Consider the following 14,034-nt stretch of genomic DNA (forward strand, 5'->3'; position numbering starts at 1 on the left):
TTAGTTGGAAGCCGAGGGCTGCTCATGCACCGGCGTTATGTGGTCGCCGTCGCGGACATAGGCGCCCGCCTTGGCGACGACCTCATCGCCGCTCTTCAATCCACTGATGATCTCGACATAGGGGCCGTCCTGAATACCGGTTTCGATCTTCGCGAATTTTACCACACCGCCCTCGACCTTGCGGGCGGAAGAGCCCTCGCTGCCGGTGAGAACCGCGGTCAGGGGAAGCGATACGCCCTCGGCCTCGCGCACGATGATCTCGGCGCTGCCGTACATGCCGGAACGCGCCTTGCTGTCATCGTCGATGGAGATGTGGACGAGACCAAGGCGGGTCACCGGATCGACGGTCGGCGACACCAGGCGCACGGCGCCGGAAAGTTTTTCACGGCTGCCGGAGAGCGAAACCGTCGCCTTCTGACCCGGCATGACCCTGACGATGTCGCTTTCGGCGACTTCGGCGACAAGCTCGACATCACCGTCGCGAATGATGGTGAACAGCGGATTTCCGTTGCCGGCGGCAATGGCGCCGACCTTGGCGTTCTTTGCCGCGACCGTGCCGGCTACCGGCGTCCTGACGTCGGTGCGGGCCAGCTTCAGATCCGCATCCGCGATCTGGCTGTCGAAGACCTTGAGATCGGCTTCGGCGACCTCGATCGCCTGTTCGGCGGAGACGACGCGGGCATTGGCGGCGGCGGCGGTCGCATCGGCCTGCTCGACCTGGGCGGTGGAAACCGTGCCCTTCTTGCCCATTTCCTGGGCGCGGGCCTGCTGCTGCCTTGCCTGTTCCGCATTGGCCTGCGCCTCGATGAGCTGGGCGCGCAGCTGGGCAAGGGTCGCCTCGCCCTTGGCCTTCGTCGCCATCATCTGGCTTTTCCCCAGCACTAGCGCGTCGTCGTTGAGCGTCGCCAGCGTGCTTTCCGCCTGGACCTTGTCGCCGACATCGGCCTTCAGCGTGCGGATCGAGAGGCCTTCGACCTGCGGCTGGATATACACTTCCTCGACGGGCTTGACCGTTCCCGTGCCGATGACACGGTCGACGAGGGTGCGGTTCACCGCCGTGGTGACGACGATTGCCGGCAGGTTCTGCTGCGGTTTTGCAACCGGGGCTTCCTGCGAAAATGCGACGGATGCAGCCAGAGCCGCTGCCAAAAAAGTGGATGTTCCTAGAATTCCAAACGGCTTAAGTACCATGCGTCTTGGTCCAATCTTGTCACAAGGTTAGCCGAACTCGCGCGTCTGCCATTTCAGCTCGCGACCAGGCCACCGCCTTTCCTGCATTCTCAGGGGTATCCACACATCATTTGCCGTCTTCATCCCTCGCCGGCAAATCGGCTTCTAGTTGGTATCGATTTGCTCGATATGCAAGCCCGGTGGAAAACAATTCCCCATGAGGCGATAATAATTACCATCAGAACCTGAATCAATCATCGCAGGGTTATGCGAACATTACGATGATTGATCGAGCTTCTCCCCCAATGACGTTTCACTTGGGATAAATGCGACAGCTGCAAGGCGTTTTTATCATCTAAATGGGAAAAATAAAAAACGCGCGGAAATCTCTCCGCGCGTTTCGCTTCGCATCCTGGCGTAATTACTTGGCGGCGGCGTCGGTGACGTCGTGCGTCCAGGCGCCCGAGGGTTCCTTGCTGATGATCTTCTGGTCGAGCAGCGCCTTTGCCGTGCGGGCATAAAGCGCCTCGTCCAGCTTGCCGGAGCCGTCGCCGACGAGCTTGGCGACTTCGCCCATCATGCGCTTCTGGTGGTTCTCGTCCTGGCCGCCATTGTCCATGACGATCTCGGCGGCTTCATCGGGGTTCTCGGTCGCATATTTCCAGCCCTTCAACGAAGCGCGGACGAACTTGACCATCTTCTCCTTGAAGGCCGGATCCTTCAGCTTGTCTTCCATCGCATAGAGGCCGTCTTCCAGTAGGTCGTTGCCCATCTGGGTATAGTTGAAGACCGTCAGTTCCTCCGGCTTGAAGCCGGCATCGATCGCCTGCCAGTATTCGTTATAGGTCATGACGGAGATGCAGTCGGCCTGCTTCTGGACGAGCGGCTGCACGTCGAAGCTCTGTTTCAGCACGGTGACCCCGTTCGGGCCGCCTTCTGTGGACAGGCCCAGCTTGTTCATCCAGGCGAAGAAGGGATACTCGTTGCCGAAGAACCAGACGCCGAGCGTGTGGCCCTTGAAGTCGGCTTCGGTCTTCACCGGGCCGTCCTTGCGGCAGATCATTTCCAGGCCGGACTTCTGGTAGGGCTGGGCGATGTTGACGAGCGGAACACCCTTTTCGCGGGCAACCAGCGCGCCGCCCATCCAGTCGACGATGACATCGGCGCCGCCGCCGGCGATCACCTGCTCGGGGGCGATATCGGGACCACCCGGCTTGATCTCGACGTCGAGGCCTTCTTCCTTATAGAAGCCCTTGTCCTTGGCGACGTAATAACCGCCGAACTGGCCCTGCGTGACCCATTTCAGCTGCAGCACCACCTTGTCGGCGGCCATCGCATGGGCTGCCGCAAGCGACATCGCGCTTGCCATCATTGCGACCATCAACTTTTTCATTTTCTTGTCCTTACCCTCTGAAGTTATGCCCGAGCCCTTTGCAAAGCCCGTGCGCGTCTAGCCACCACGGATAGACGGATGCCAGAAAGTCACCGCCCGTTCCGTCAGGGCGATGACGCCATAGAAGATCGAGCCGGCCAGCGCCGCAACGGCGATTTCCGCCCAGACCATGTCGACATTCATGCGGCCGATCTCGGTGGAGATGCGGAAGCCCATGCCGACGATCGGCGTTCCGAAGAATTCCGCAACGATGGCACCAATCAGCGCCAGCGTCGAGTTGATCTTCAGTGCGTTGAAAATGAAGGGCATCGCTGCCGGAAGCTTGAGTTTCAGCAGCGTCTGCCAGTCGCTCGATGCATAGGTGCGCATCAGGTCGCGCTCCATGCTGCCGGAGGCGGCAAGGCCGGCGACCGTGTTCACCAGCATCGGGAAGAAGGTCATGATGATGACGACGGCGGCCTTCGACGGCCAGTCGAAGCCGAACCACATGACCATGACGGGAGCGATGCCGATGATCGGCAGCGCCGACACCATGTTGCCTATCGGCAGCAGGCCGCGGCGCAGGAAGGCAATGCGGTCGGCCAGCACCGCCGCGACGAAGCCGCTGAGGCAGCCGACGACATAGCCGATCAGCACCGCCTTGAAGATCGTCTGCCTGACGTCGTCGCGGAGGATCGGCAGCGAGGCCATGATGCGTGTGCCGATGGCGCTCGGCGGCGGCAGCAGAATGAAGGGGACGCCGGCGCCGCGCGTGACCGCCTCCCAGAGAATGAGGATCCAGGCGCCGAAGATCGCCGGAATCAGGAGCTGGAGCGCCGACTTGCCGACAGCGGTAATGGGTTGCAGTTTCGAGAGCTCCGTGACGCATCGCCAAGCCAGCAGCCAGGAGGCGAAAAGCAACAGGAAGAATGCCCGCGTTGCCGTCGCCTCGTTGCCGGAAAGAGCCGAAAGCAGCATCCAGGCGGCGCCATGTGCGCCGATGAACAGCACGGTGGCGCGATAGGCCGTCGGCTGCGGCGCAAAAGACAGGAGAGCGGCTGCGGCGACGATGATGAAGATGAGGCTCGCCGTGCCGTCGCTCAAGGGTCGCGTCGCGCCCTCGCCCAGGAGGGGCAGGCTCGCCAGCGCCGCGGCACAAAGAAGGAGGGCGGTCACGCCCTGCCAGGAGAAGCTCAGATGTCTCATGCGGGCCTCCCTCCCATGGCGCGGTCGACGATCTTTCCCGCAAGGCCGACGATCGCGACGAGAACGCCGGCAAGCAGCGAGCCGACGACGAGCGCTGCCCAGATATCGATGGTCTGGCTGTAATAGGAACCGGCAAGCAGCTTCGAGCCGATGCCGGCGACAGCACCCGTCGGCAGTTCGCCGACGATGGCGCCGACGAGGCTCGCGGCGATCGCGACTTTCATCGAGGTGAAGAGGAAGGGGATCGAGGCCGGAACGCGCAGCTTCCAGAAGGTTTGCATCGGGCTCGCATAATAGGTGCGCATCAGGTCGAGATAGATGATTTCAGGCGAACGCAATCCCTTCACCATGCCGACGGCGACGGGAAAGAAGGAGAGGTAAGTCGAGATCAGCGCCTTGGAAACGAGGCGGGAGGCGTCGGAATCGAGGTTCAGGAGATGCGCCAGCGCATTGTCTCCAGTCAGCACGTTGTAGGAGATGATGACGATCATCGGTGCGATGGCAAGGATCGGTATGGTCTGGCTCGCCACCAGCCAGGGCATCAGCGAGCGGTCCATGGCGCGGTTGTGCACGATCAGGACGGCGAGAAGAATGCCGAGCAACATGCCGAAGCCGAAGCCGAGCAGGGTGGAGGAGAGCGTCACCCAGCCGTGGTAGACGAGGCTGCGATTGCTCGAAAGGCTGCGCAGGACGGTATTCTCGTAGACGTTCTGCGCCACCTGATGTGGCGCCGGCAGGATCGGTTTCGGCTGCGCCAGCGTCTTGCCGACGAATTCGAAGGTGGTCGGCGTGGCGCCGGCGCGGCTGTCCATGTCGCGCTGGAACGGCGCATTCATGAGAACGGCGGCGACATACCAGATGGCTATAAGAGCGAGCAGGATGGTGGTGACGGGGACAATCTTGTTTTTGAAGGTGTCTGGTTTCATGGGGTTTGCCCCCATGTGGTGTCGAGAGGGTGCAACCGCCTAAACCTCATGGCTATGCCCCGTCCTTAGCCCCTCGCGAACGCGGTGGGCGATTCCCAGGAATTCGGGAGTGTCGCGGATGTCGAGCGGGCGTTCGGCCGGCAAGGTCGAGTCGATCACATCGGTGACGCGGCCCGGGCGCGGCGACATGACCACGATCTTGGTCGAGAGGTAGACGGCCTCGGGGATGGAGTGGGTGACGAAGCAGATCGTCTTGTTGGTGCGGGCCCAGAGCTTCAGCAGCTCTTCGTTCAGATGGTCGCGGACGATTTCGTCAAGCGCGCCGAAGGGTTCGTCCATCAACAGCAGGTCGGCGTCGAAGGCGAGCGCGCGGGCGATCGAGGCGCGCTGCTGCATGCCGCCGGAAAGCTGCCAGGGGAATTTCTTCTCGAAGCCGGAAAGGCTGACGAGGTCGAGCGCCTCGGCGATGCGCCTCGTCCGGTCGGCGCCGCCATAACCCATGATTTCCAGGGGCAGGGCGATGTTGTTTTCGATGGTGCGCCAGGGATAGAGCGCCGGCGCCTGGAAGACGTAGCCGTAGGCGCGGGCCTTGCGTGCCTCCTCCGGCGTCATGCCGTTGATCGAGATCTCACCCGAGGTGCTCTTTTCGAGATCGGCGATGACGCGCAGGAATGTTGTCTTGCCGCAGCCGGACGGGCCGATGAAAGAGACGAAATCACCCTTGCGCACATCGAGATTGACATCGCTCAGCGCCCGCACCGGGCCGTCATTCGCCTGGTAGGTGAGACAGAGATCCTTGGCGGATACGACGGAGGGTGCTTGCATCAATGCGACCGATCTTGTTTTCGCCGCGGAAACGCGGTTTGCGTGCTATCATTACCGCCGGTTTTATCGACGATACATTCCATGGAGGATGAGGATGGACGTGACATCAAAGCCCACCTGCCACATCGTTCGCCCCAACCATGCCTATGACGGCAAGCAGGGGCTCAGCTATTTCCAGGGGATCGCGGCCGAGACGGTCGGCGCCAAGGGCATCTGCATGCACCTCCTGACGATCCCGCCCGGCGTGCGCGCCAAAGCGCATCTGCACGAGGCGCACGAGACGGCGATCTACATGCTCTCCGGCGAGGCCCACACCTGGTACGGCGACCGGCTGGAACAGCACGTCGTCGTCCATGCCGGCGAGCTGTTCTATATCCCGGCCGGCGTGCCGCATATGCCGGCGAACCTCAGCAGCACGCCGTGCACGGCGATCATCGCCCGCACCGATCCGAACGAACAGGAAAGCGTCGTGCTTCTGCCGGAACTGGACGTGCTGGTGCCGGCGTGAGGTCATCGGCATGAAAGCGTCGATCCCCGGTTGATGGCCGTATCGTCTGAGGACATCGTCATACGCCGGTTGCCGGAATGCCGCTGCGCTCCACCTTGCGCGGAGAGGTGATCTCCTTCCAGGTGGACAATGCCTTGCTGACGGCCGTGACCGGCTCGCGCCTGACGAACTCGCCATGGCCCTCGCGGGTCTTGATGGTGTCTTCCTCGATCGCGACCACGCCGCGCGTCAGGGTGTAGCGGGGCAGGCCGGTTACTTCCTTGCCTTCGAAGACGTTGTAGTCGATCGCCGACTGCTGGGTCTTGGACGAGATGGTCTTGGACCGCTTCGGATCCCAGACGACGATATCGGCATCGGCGCCGACGAGGATCGCGCCCTTCTTCGGATAAATGTTGAGGATCTTGGCGATGTTGGTCGAGGTGACGGCGACGAATTCGTTCATCGTCAGCCGGCCGGTGTTGACGCCGTGCGTCCAGAGCATCGGCATGCGGTCTTCGAGGCCGCCGGTGCCGTTCGGGATCTTGGTGAAGTCGCCGACGCCGAAGCGCTTCTGCGCCGTGGTGAAGGCGCAATGGTCAGTTGCGACCACCTGCAGCGAGCCGGAGGCGAGGCCAGCCCAGAGGCTATCCTGATGATGCTTGTTGCGAAAGGGCGGGGACATGACGCGGCGGGCGGCGTGATCCCAGTCGGGATTGGAATATTCGCTCTCGTCCAGTGTCAGGTGCTGGATCAGCGGTTCGCCGTAGACGCGCATGCCTTTGGCGCGGGCGCGGCGGATCGCCTCGTGCGCCTGTTCGCAGGAGGTGTGGACGATATAGACGGGGCAGCCGGCCATGTCGGCGATCATGATGGCGCGGTTGGTGGCTTCGCCCTCGACCTCGGCGGGCCGCGAATAGGCATGCGCCTCGGGGCCGTTATTGCCTTCGGCAAGCAGCTTTGCCGACATCGAGGCGACGACGTCGCCGTTTTCGGCGTGCACCAGCGGCAGGGCGCCGAGTTCGGCGCAGCGCTGGAACGACGCGAACATCTCGTCGTCATCGACCATCAGCGCGCCCTTATAGGCCATGAAGTGCTTGAAGGTGTTGATGCCCTTGTCGCGGACGATGGTCTCCATCTCCTTGAAGACCTGCTCGCTCCACCAGGTGACCGCCATATGGAAGGAATAGTCGCAATTGGCGCGCGTCGACTTGTTGTCCCACATGGTCAGCGCCTCGAGCAGCGACTGGCCGGGGGCGGGCAGGGCGAAATCGACCACCATCGTCGTGCCGCCGGAAAGGGCCGCGCGCGTGCCGCTCTCGAAATCGTCGGAGGAGTAGGTGCCCATGAAAGGCATTTCGAGATGGGTGTGTGGATCGATACCACCCGGCATGATGTAACAGCCGGAGGCATCGAGCGTTTCGTCGCCCGACAGGTTCGGGCCGATCTCGACGATCGTGCCGCCGTCGATTTTCACGTCAGCCTTGTAGGTGAGGTCGGCCGTGACAATGGTGCCGTTTTTGATGACTGTGGTCATGGCTGCTGTTCCTTTTCCCGCGATCTTGTTGCTCTTATGGCTCCACTGCCATCGTGGGCGTGCCGTTTCTAAGGAGTTCCGCACCCTTGGCGATAAGGCTGTAGACGTCCTCCTCGCTCAATTCATTCGGCTTGTCGTGCTTTTCCTCGTAATACCAGTCGGGCCGATCAAGGACGTCAGCACCGCCGATCGACAAGGACCAGACTCCGTCGCATTCGCGAAAGTAAAAATCCATGCCGTCGATCAGCCCGGTTGACTGTACGGGTTGGCTGCCCTCGGGACGTTCGATCAGTAGGCCGGGCATGGAAGGGCCGAGTTTGATCCGGACGACATCAATGGAGCCAGGCCGCCCAGTAACATAATAGGTTTGGTGGGGCGCGTCCCGGTCATCTGGATCGGCCAGCTGAATACCAGAAGGTTTACAGCGCCAAAGGCTCGATATTTGAGGAAGCTTGATCCGCTCGCCTGCCATGTTGATGCCAATGTAGAAGATCTGCGCGCCAGGGACGTCGCCCCACGGACCTTCGTTCACCGGTGTCGCATTGGCATTAGCCCATGCAAGGTCGTCGGCAGTTTGCTGAAAGTAGAACTTAAAAGCATCCGGATAATCGAGATAAGTCGTTGGCAAGTCCGACGCCATCACACCACAATCTCCGCCGTCTCCACAACCGCATGGAACAGCACATCGGCACCCGCGGTCGCCCATTCCTTGGAAATCTCTTCCGCCTCGTTGTGGCTGAGCCCGCCGACGCAGGGACACATGACCATCGTTGCGGGCGCGACCTTGGCGGCCCAGCACGCGTCGTGGCCGGCGCCGGAGATGAGGTTCATGTGGCTGTAGCCAAGGCGTTCGGCGGCTGATCGAACCGAGGTGACGAGTTTTTCGTCGAAGGTGACCGGTTCGAAATGGCCGATCGCCTCGACGGAACAGCCGACACCCAATGCATCGCAGATCTTTGGCGCTTCCGCCTCGATCTTTGCCCGCATGCGGTCGAGCTTGGCCTTATCGGGCGAGCGGATGTCGACGGTGAAGACCACCTTGCCCGGCAGCACGTTGCGGGAGTTCGGCGAGAAGAACACCTGCCCGACGCCGCCGACGGCGCCCGGCTGTTCGCCCATCGCGACACCCTGAACCATTTCCAGGATGCGAGACATGGCAAGGCCGGCATTGACGCGCATGTTCATCGGCGTGGAGCCGGTATGGGCTTCCTTGCCGGTCAGTGTGAATTCCAGCCACCACAGGCCCTGACAGTGGGTGACGACGCCGATCTGCTTGTCCTCGGCCTCGAGGATCGGCCCCTGTTCGATGTGGTATTCGAAATAGGCGTGCATCTTGCGGGCGCCGACCTCTTCGTCGCCGACCCAGCCGATGCGCTTCAACTCGTCGCCGAACAGATTGCCTTCGGGGTCCCTGCGATTATAGGCAAAGTCCAGGCTGTGCACGCCGGCGAAGACGCCTGAGGCGAGCATGGCCGGAGCAAAACGCGCGCCTTCTTCGTTCGTCCAGTTGGTGACGACGATCGGATGTTTCGTCTTGATGCCGAGATCGTTCATGGTGCGCACGACTTCGAGGCCCGCGAGCACGCCGAGCACGCCGTCATATTTGCCGCCGGTCGGCTGGGTGTCGAGATGCGAGCCGACATAGACGGGCAGGGCATCGGGATCGGTGCCGGGGCGGGTGGCGAACATCGTGCCCATGCGGTCGACGCCGATGGTGAGGCCCGCTTCATCGCACCATGTCTTGAAAAGGCTGCGGCCTTCGGCATCCGAATCCGTCAGCGTCTGGCGGTTGTTGCCGCCAGCAATGCCGGGGCCGATTTTCGCCATGTCCATGAGACTGTCCCAGAGACGGTCGCCATTGACGCGCATGTTCTCGCCTGGTGCTGCCACCATTCTTATGCCCTCACCTGTTTGCGGCAGTCATGCGAAGTGGCATGCCCGCCTGTTCCCGTGGTCTCTTCCTGCGCCTCTTATTGGTTTTGTCGAGCGCCGGAAAATCGCCAGTTGCCTTTGTTTTTCATCTGGCGGATAATTTGACCGATTGGTAAACATTACAACTTCCACCGCCGGGCTCAAGACGAAAATCACGAAAATTGCCGATAAAAATGCGGGCAGTTGCTCAAGAAGGCGGCGGGAGCCTCCCTTAGCCGAAACTTGAGCGAAGAAGTTGAATTTCAAGGGGAAACAATAGCCGATGGCTATTCCGAGAGCAGCGAAGACCCTGAGGCGGACGCGAATCCAGGAGGAGAAGGAAGAGCAGATTCTGGAGGCGGCGCTCGACGTGTTTTCGGCACGCGGCTTTCGCGGGTCCACCATCGATCAGATCGCCGAAGTGGCCGGTATGTCGAAACCCAACCTGCTCTATTATTTCCGCACCAAGGAAGCCATGCACCGGGCGCTGATCGACCGGGTGCTTTACACCTGGCTGGAGCCGCTGCGCGCTTTCGACGCCGAGGGCAATCCGGAAGAGGAAATACGCAGCTACATCAGACGGAAGCTTGAGATGGCGCGCGATTTTCCGCGCGAAAGCAGGCTTTTCGCCAACGAGGTGCTGCAGGGGGCGCCGCATATCGAGGACGAGCTGAAGGGGCCGCTGAAGCAACTGGTCGACGAGAAGGCGGAGGTCATCCGCGCCTGGGCGAAATCCGGCAAGATCGCCAAATGCGATCCCTACCACCTGATCTTCTCGATCTGGTCGACGACGCAGCATTATGCGGATTTCGATGTCCAGGTGCGCGCGGTGCTGGGGCAGGAGCATTCCGGCGAAGGGCGCTTCGAGGATGCCGCGCGGTTTCTCGAACAGCTCTTCATCGGCGGACTGCGGCCGGATCCGCGAGGGAGCTGACCGTTTATCCTCCGTTGGAAAGCTGCATCACTTCTCGGCACCAGTTCGCCGTTGAACGACCAGCGTCGAACGGTTCAGCCCATCATCGCCGGCAATCTGGCGACGAGGGTATCGATCGCAAGTCTCACCTTCGGCAGCATGACCGGGGAGCGCGGCCAGACGGCATGGGCATCGAAGACATTGGCCGTTTCAGGCTTCAGCACCTGAATGAGCCGGCCGGCCAGCACCTCCTCTCGGACCAGCCAGCAGGGCAGCCAGGCAAGGCCGCGCCCGGCGACGGCCGCATCGGAAATCGCAGCGAGATCGTCGAGCCGCAGTCGCGCCTTCGGCGGTATGCGCCGCCGGGGATCGGCTGCGGTGGGAAAGATCCAGCCCCTGTCGTCGTCGCCCCGCCTGTAGACGATGCCTTCATGCTGCGGAATATCGAAGACCGTTTGTGGCGCACCATGTTTTTCCAGATATGTGGGTGATGCGCAGACAGTCAGGCGGTGGCGGGCGATCGCCCGGCCCATCAGATCCGGGTTGTCCTTCAGAGGGCTGTTGCGGATGGCAAGATCGAAACCATCCTCGAGCAGATCGACGACACGATCGTTGAAGGAGAGGTCGAGTTCGAGATCCGGATGTTCGTCGAGCAGGGTCTCAAGGATCGGCGCAATGCAGCGGCGACCGAACAGCACGGGCATGGAGATGCGCAATCGGCCACGCACGTCGCGCCGTCCGGATTCCAGCATGGCTTCTCCGAGGCGAATTTCCTCGACCGCCCGCAGGCAGTGCTCGTAGAAGAAGCGGCCTTCCTCGGTGAGGCTCTGCATGCGCGTCGTACGGTTGAAAAGGCGCACGCCGAGGCGCTGTTCCAGACGTGCAATGGTCTTGCCAACCGCCGATCGAGTGAGATGGAGCCGGTCGGCGGCAGCCGAAAAGCCACCGGCCTCGACGGTTTCGACGAAGATTGAGATACCCTTCAACTGCTCCATTTTGTTTCCTTCATGGAACCATTCTGGCGAATTAATATCGCAACTGGTGAGAAATATTCAACGATATGTTCTTGCTCCCTGCAATGGACAAGGAGCACTGCAATGCAGACCACACGGGAATGGCAGATCGATACGGTCGGACCAGATCGCCGGTTGACGATCGGCGAGCGCAGGCTTGAGCCTCTTTCGGGAAACAAGGTTCTGGTCCGCACGGAAGCCGTCTCGCTCAATTTTCGCGACCGGTTGGTGATGGAGAGCGGCATGGGGTTGCCGCTGCAATTTCCCTTCGTGCCGGTTTCCGATATGGCGGGTGTCGTGGAGGCAGTCGGCCCCGACGTTACCCGTTTCAAGGCGGGTGATCGGGTCATCTCGACCTTTTCGCCTGACTGGATCGATGGACGCGGGTTGGGCGATGCGCGCACGCCGCCTTACAAGACGCGCGGCGGCTTCTATCCGGGCGTCCTTTCCCAATACACTGTGCTTTCCGAAGAATGGTATTCGCGCGCGCCTGACACGCTCGACGCTGCCCAGGCGAGCACCTTGCCCTGCGCCGGTCTGACGGCCTGGTTCGCGTTGATCGAATGCGGCGGGCTGAAGGCCGGCGACAAGGTATTGGTGGAGGGGACCGGCGGCGTGGCGCTCTTTGGCCTGCAGATCGCCAAGGCGCATGGCGCGGAGGTCTTCGTCACGTCAGGCAGCGGGGAGAAGCTCGAGCGTGCCCTTGCCCTCGGCGCCGATCATGCGATCAACCGTCATGAGGGCGACTGGGTCGATCAGCTTTATCAGTTGACCGGTGGCTACGGCGCCGACCACGTGCTCGAAATCGTCGGCGGCCCGCATTTCGGCCAGGCGCTGAAGGCGGTGGCGATCAACGGCCGTATTTCCGTCATCGGCGTCCTCGAAGGGTTCGAGGTCTCCGGCCCGGCCGGCCCGCTGCTGCTCAAGGCGCCTGTCGTGCAAGGCATTTCCGTCGGCCATCGCCGCGCGCTCGAAGACCTTGTGCGAGCAATCGACCAGACCGGGCTGAAGCCTGTCATCGACAAGCGCTATGCCTTCGAAGAATTCCCGCAGGCACTCGATCATCTCTATCGCGGACCTTTCGGCAAGGTGGTCGTCGAGTTCTGATGATCGCGATTTCCCTTCTCCCCGGCCGGGGAGAAGGGAGGGTTGGTCAGGCTGCTACGGGAACGCCTTGTTCGAAGGCAAAGCCTTCGTCGGCCCAGCCGGTCATGCCGCCGATCATCAGCTTGGCCTTGAGGCCGAGTTTGGCGAGGCGAAAGGCGGCCTTGTCGGCGCCGTTGCAATGCGGGCCGGCGCAATAGACGACGAAAAGCGTGTCCCTTGCCCATTCCGACATGCGGTGCGCGGTCATCTTGCCGTGCGGCAGGTTGATGGCGCAGGGAATATGGGATTGCGCAAACAGTGCCGGCGAGCGCACGTCGAGGAGAACGAAATCGCTCTTGCAGGCGGCAAAGGCGGCATGGACATCCGAACAATCGGTCTCGAAGGCGAGCTTGGCGGCATAGTGGGCGGCGGCGATATCGGGCTCGGCGGCTGGGATTTCGGCAACGGGGCTTGGCATCGGTCTTTCCTTTCAGTGTTGGAATTGCCGCCTGGTATCGCCGATGCTAGAGCTTTCTGAAATTGGCCATCATGACCGACAGCGTAAAGATCATGCCAAACGTATCGCTACAGCAAACGAGAGGACCGCTGGTCGCAGCCCTTGCCTATGACGGGCTCTGCACCTTCGAATTCGGCATCGCCTATGAAGTCTTCGGACTGCCGCGTCCTGAGATGGGCGAAGGCTGGTATCGCTTCTCGGTCTGCGGCATCGAGCCGGGGCCGCTTCGCGCCGCCGGCGGATTGACCGTCGCCGTCGACAAGGGCCTGGAGGTGCTCGACGAGGCGGACCTGATTGTCGTGCCCGGCTGGCGGGGGATCGATGCGCCGGTGCCGGAACCGCTCGCCGCAGCACTCAGAGCCGCGCATCGGCGCGGCGCGCGCATCATGTCGCTCTGTTCCGGCGTTGCGGTTCTTGCCGGGGCCGGATTGCTCGCCAACCGCAGGGCGACGACACATTGGCGCTATGTCGCCTCGATCGCAGCCCGCTATCCCGATATCACGCTCGATGCCGGCGTTCTCTATATCGACGAGGGCAGCTTGCTGACGGCGGCCGGCAGTGCGGCCGGCATTGATCTCTGCCTGCATGTGGTGCGTGGCGATTTCGGTTCGGAAGCCGCAAACAGCGTCGCCCGCCGCCTCGTCGTCCCACCGCATCGAGAGGGCGGGCAGGCGCAGTTCATCAGCGCGCCGGTTCCTGAGGAACGCGAAGGCATTCGCTTGGGCCCTCTGATCGAATGGATGCGTGAAAGCCTTTCCGCGGAGCAGCCGATCAGCCTGCTTGCCAGGAGGGCGGGCATGAGCATGCGCACCTTCCAGCGCCGCTTCGAGGCGACGACCGGTCTAAGCGTCGGCGAATGGCTGCTGAAGGAGCGGCTGCGCCATGCCCGCGATCTTCTCGAAAAGGAGCTTGCGGTATCGCTCGACGACATCGCGATATCAAGCGGCTTCGGCACGCTGGCGACGATGCGGCATCATTTCCGCAGGCGGCTCGGGACGAGCCCGAGCGCCTACAGGAAGTCGTTCGGCAATTAACACGCCTCAGGCTTGCATTTGTTTCTCGCTTCGCCTAAAG

14 protein-coding genes are annotated in these 14,034 nt (G+C 62.0%); 4 read left to right on the plus strand and 10 right to left on the minus strand.

Going from position 1 to position 14,034, the window contains the following annotated elements; translation table 11 throughout:
- The 5 genes from EFD55_RS11835 to EFD55_RS11855 form a co-directional block, all read right to left on the minus strand.
- Window positions 1-1,191 carry an efflux RND transporter periplasmic adaptor subunit gene (locus tag EFD55_RS11835; RefSeq protein WP_125845232.1) on the minus strand — a complete coding sequence of 397 codons (1,191 nt, stop codon included), beginning with the start codon at window positions 1,189-1,191 and terminating at the stop codon, window positions 1-3.
- Between the two features lie 400 nt (window positions 1,192-1,591).
- Window positions 1,592-2,563, minus strand: coding sequence for an ABC transporter substrate-binding protein (locus tag EFD55_RS11840; protein ID WP_125845233.1), 972 nt, complete (start codon window positions 2,561-2,563; stop codon window positions 1,592-1,594).
- 57 nt (window positions 2,564-2,620) lie between these two features.
- Window positions 2,621-3,748, minus strand: a complete 1,128-nt coding sequence (locus EFD55_RS11845) for an ABC transporter permease (protein WP_125845234.1) — start codon at window positions 3,746-3,748, stop codon at window positions 2,621-2,623.
- Entirely contained in the window at window positions 3,745-4,674 is a 930-nt protein-coding gene (locus EFD55_RS11850; RefSeq protein ID WP_125845235.1) for an ABC transporter permease, read from the minus strand. Before EFD55_RS11850 ends, EFD55_RS11845 begins: the two co-directional genes overlap by 4 nt.
- Before the next feature lie 39 nt (window positions 4,675-4,713).
- Complete coding sequence (locus EFD55_RS11855) at window positions 4,714-5,499, minus strand: ABC transporter ATP-binding protein (protein ID WP_125845236.1); 786 nt, start codon at window positions 5,497-5,499, stop codon at window positions 4,714-4,716.
- 94 nt (window positions 5,500-5,593) lie between these two features.
- On the opposite strand from EFD55_RS11855, the gene EFD55_RS11860 reads away from it, so the two are divergent.
- The gene (locus EFD55_RS11860; protein WP_125845237.1) at window positions 5,594-6,007 is read left to right on the plus strand and encodes a cupin domain-containing protein; all 414 of its coding nucleotides are present in this window, start codon (window positions 5,594-5,596) and stop codon (window positions 6,005-6,007) included.
- Between the two features lie 58 nt (window positions 6,008-6,065).
- Here EFD55_RS11860 and hydA read toward each other — a convergent pair whose 3' ends face one another.
- From hydA to EFD55_RS11875, 3 genes are read right to left on the minus strand one after another with little or no spacing between them, the layout of a single operon-like run.
- Entirely contained in the window at window positions 6,066-7,520 is a 1,455-nt protein-coding gene (gene hydA / locus EFD55_RS11865; RefSeq protein WP_125845238.1) for a dihydropyrimidinase, read from the minus strand.
- Window positions 7,521-7,554: 34 nt separating this feature from the next.
- The gene (locus EFD55_RS11870; RefSeq protein ID WP_125845239.1) at window positions 7,555-8,160 is read right to left on the minus strand and encodes a hypothetical protein; all 606 of its coding nucleotides are present in this window, start codon (window positions 8,158-8,160) and stop codon (window positions 7,555-7,557) included.
- Complete coding sequence (locus EFD55_RS11875) at window positions 8,160-9,413, minus strand: Zn-dependent hydrolase (protein ID WP_125845240.1); 1,254 nt, start codon at window positions 9,411-9,413, stop codon at window positions 8,160-8,162. The genes EFD55_RS11870 and EFD55_RS11875 overlap by 1 nt, the downstream gene beginning before the upstream one ends.
- A 301-nt stretch (window positions 9,414-9,714) precedes the next feature.
- Between EFD55_RS11875 and EFD55_RS11880 the strand changes: the two genes are divergently transcribed.
- The gene (locus EFD55_RS11880; RefSeq protein WP_125845241.1) at window positions 9,715-10,365 is read left to right on the plus strand and encodes a TetR family transcriptional regulator C-terminal domain-containing protein; all 651 of its coding nucleotides are present in this window, start codon (window positions 9,715-9,717) and stop codon (window positions 10,363-10,365) included.
- 74 nt (window positions 10,366-10,439) lie between these two features.
- On the opposite strand, the gene EFD55_RS11885 is transcribed toward EFD55_RS11880, so the two are convergent.
- The gene (locus EFD55_RS11885) at window positions 10,440-11,339 is read right to left on the minus strand and encodes a LysR family transcriptional regulator (RefSeq protein ID WP_125845242.1); all 900 of its coding nucleotides are present in this window, start codon (window positions 11,337-11,339) and stop codon (window positions 10,440-10,442) included.
- A 102-nt stretch (window positions 11,340-11,441) separates the two neighbouring features.
- Here EFD55_RS11885 and EFD55_RS11890 point away from each other — a divergent pair, with 102 nt between their 5' ends.
- Entirely contained in the window at window positions 11,442-12,464 is a 1,023-nt protein-coding gene (locus tag EFD55_RS11890) for a zinc-dependent alcohol dehydrogenase family protein (RefSeq protein ID WP_125845243.1), read from the plus strand.
- A 46-nt stretch (window positions 12,465-12,510) separates the two neighbouring features.
- On the opposite strand, the gene EFD55_RS11895 is transcribed toward EFD55_RS11890, so the two are convergent.
- Entirely contained in the window at window positions 12,511-12,921 is a 411-nt protein-coding gene (locus EFD55_RS11895) for a rhodanese-like domain-containing protein (RefSeq protein ID WP_125845244.1), read from the minus strand.
- A 71-nt stretch (window positions 12,922-12,992) separates the two neighbouring features.
- Here EFD55_RS11895 and ftrA point away from each other — a divergent pair, with 71 nt between their 5' ends.
- Window positions 12,993-13,994, plus strand: coding sequence for a transcriptional regulator FtrA (gene ftrA, locus EFD55_RS11900; RefSeq protein WP_125845245.1), 1,002 nt, complete (start codon window positions 12,993-12,995; stop codon window positions 13,992-13,994).
- The last annotated feature ends 40 nt before the right edge of the window (window positions 13,995-14,034 follow it).

The sequence above is a fragment of the Rhizobium pisi genome, from assembly GCF_003938655.1.
In the GTDB taxonomy this organism is placed as follows: domain Bacteria; phylum Pseudomonadota; class Alphaproteobacteria; order Rhizobiales; family Rhizobiaceae; genus Rhizobium; species Rhizobium pisi.

What these genes read in the sequence shown, in the direction of transcription:
- EFD55_RS11845 (WP_125845234.1), bottom strand. Translation starts at nt 3,748, where the DNA reads ATGAGACATCTGAGCTTCTCCTGGCAGGGCGTGACCGCCCTCCTTCTT.
- EFD55_RS11870 (WP_125845239.1), bottom strand. Translation starts at nt 8,160, where the DNA reads ATGGCGTCGGACTTGCCAACGACTTATCTCGATTATCCGGATGCTTTT.
- EFD55_RS11850 (WP_125845235.1), bottom strand. Translation starts at nt 4,674, where the DNA reads ATGAAACCAGACACCTTCAAAAACAAGATTGTCCCCGTCACCACCATC.
- ftrA (WP_125845245.1), top strand. Translation starts at nt 12,993, where the DNA reads ATGACCGACAGCGTAAAGATCATGCCAAACGTATCGCTACAGCAAACG.
- EFD55_RS11840 (WP_125845233.1), bottom strand. Translation starts at nt 2,563, where the DNA reads ATGAAAAAGTTGATGGTCGCAATGATGGCAAGCGCGATGTCGCTTGCG.
- EFD55_RS11880 (WP_125845241.1), top strand. Translation starts at nt 9,715, where the DNA reads ATGGCTATTCCGAGAGCAGCGAAGACCCTGAGGCGGACGCGAATCCAG.
- EFD55_RS11855 (WP_125845236.1), bottom strand. Translation starts at nt 5,499, where the DNA reads ATGCAAGCACCCTCCGTCGTATCCGCCAAGGATCTCTGTCTCACCTAC.
- EFD55_RS11835 (WP_125845232.1), bottom strand. Translation starts at nt 1,191, where the DNA reads ATGGTACTTAAGCCGTTTGGAATTCTAGGAACATCCACTTTTTTGGCA.
- hydA (WP_125845238.1), bottom strand. Translation starts at nt 7,520, where the DNA reads ATGACCACAGTCATCAAAAACGGCACCATTGTCACGGCCGACCTCACC.
- EFD55_RS11895 (WP_125845244.1), bottom strand. Translation starts at nt 12,921, where the DNA reads ATGCCAAGCCCCGTTGCCGAAATCCCAGCCGCCGAGCCCGATATCGCC.
- EFD55_RS11860 (WP_125845237.1), top strand. Translation starts at nt 5,594, where the DNA reads ATGGACGTGACATCAAAGCCCACCTGCCACATCGTTCGCCCCAACCAT.
- EFD55_RS11890 (WP_125845243.1), top strand. Translation starts at nt 11,442, where the DNA reads ATGCAGACCACACGGGAATGGCAGATCGATACGGTCGGACCAGATCGC.
- EFD55_RS11875 (WP_125845240.1), bottom strand. Translation starts at nt 9,413, where the DNA reads ATGGTGGCAGCACCAGGCGAGAACATGCGCGTCAATGGCGACCGTCTC.
- EFD55_RS11885 (WP_125845242.1), bottom strand. Translation starts at nt 11,339, where the DNA reads ATGGAGCAGTTGAAGGGTATCTCAATCTTCGTCGAAACCGTCGAGGCC.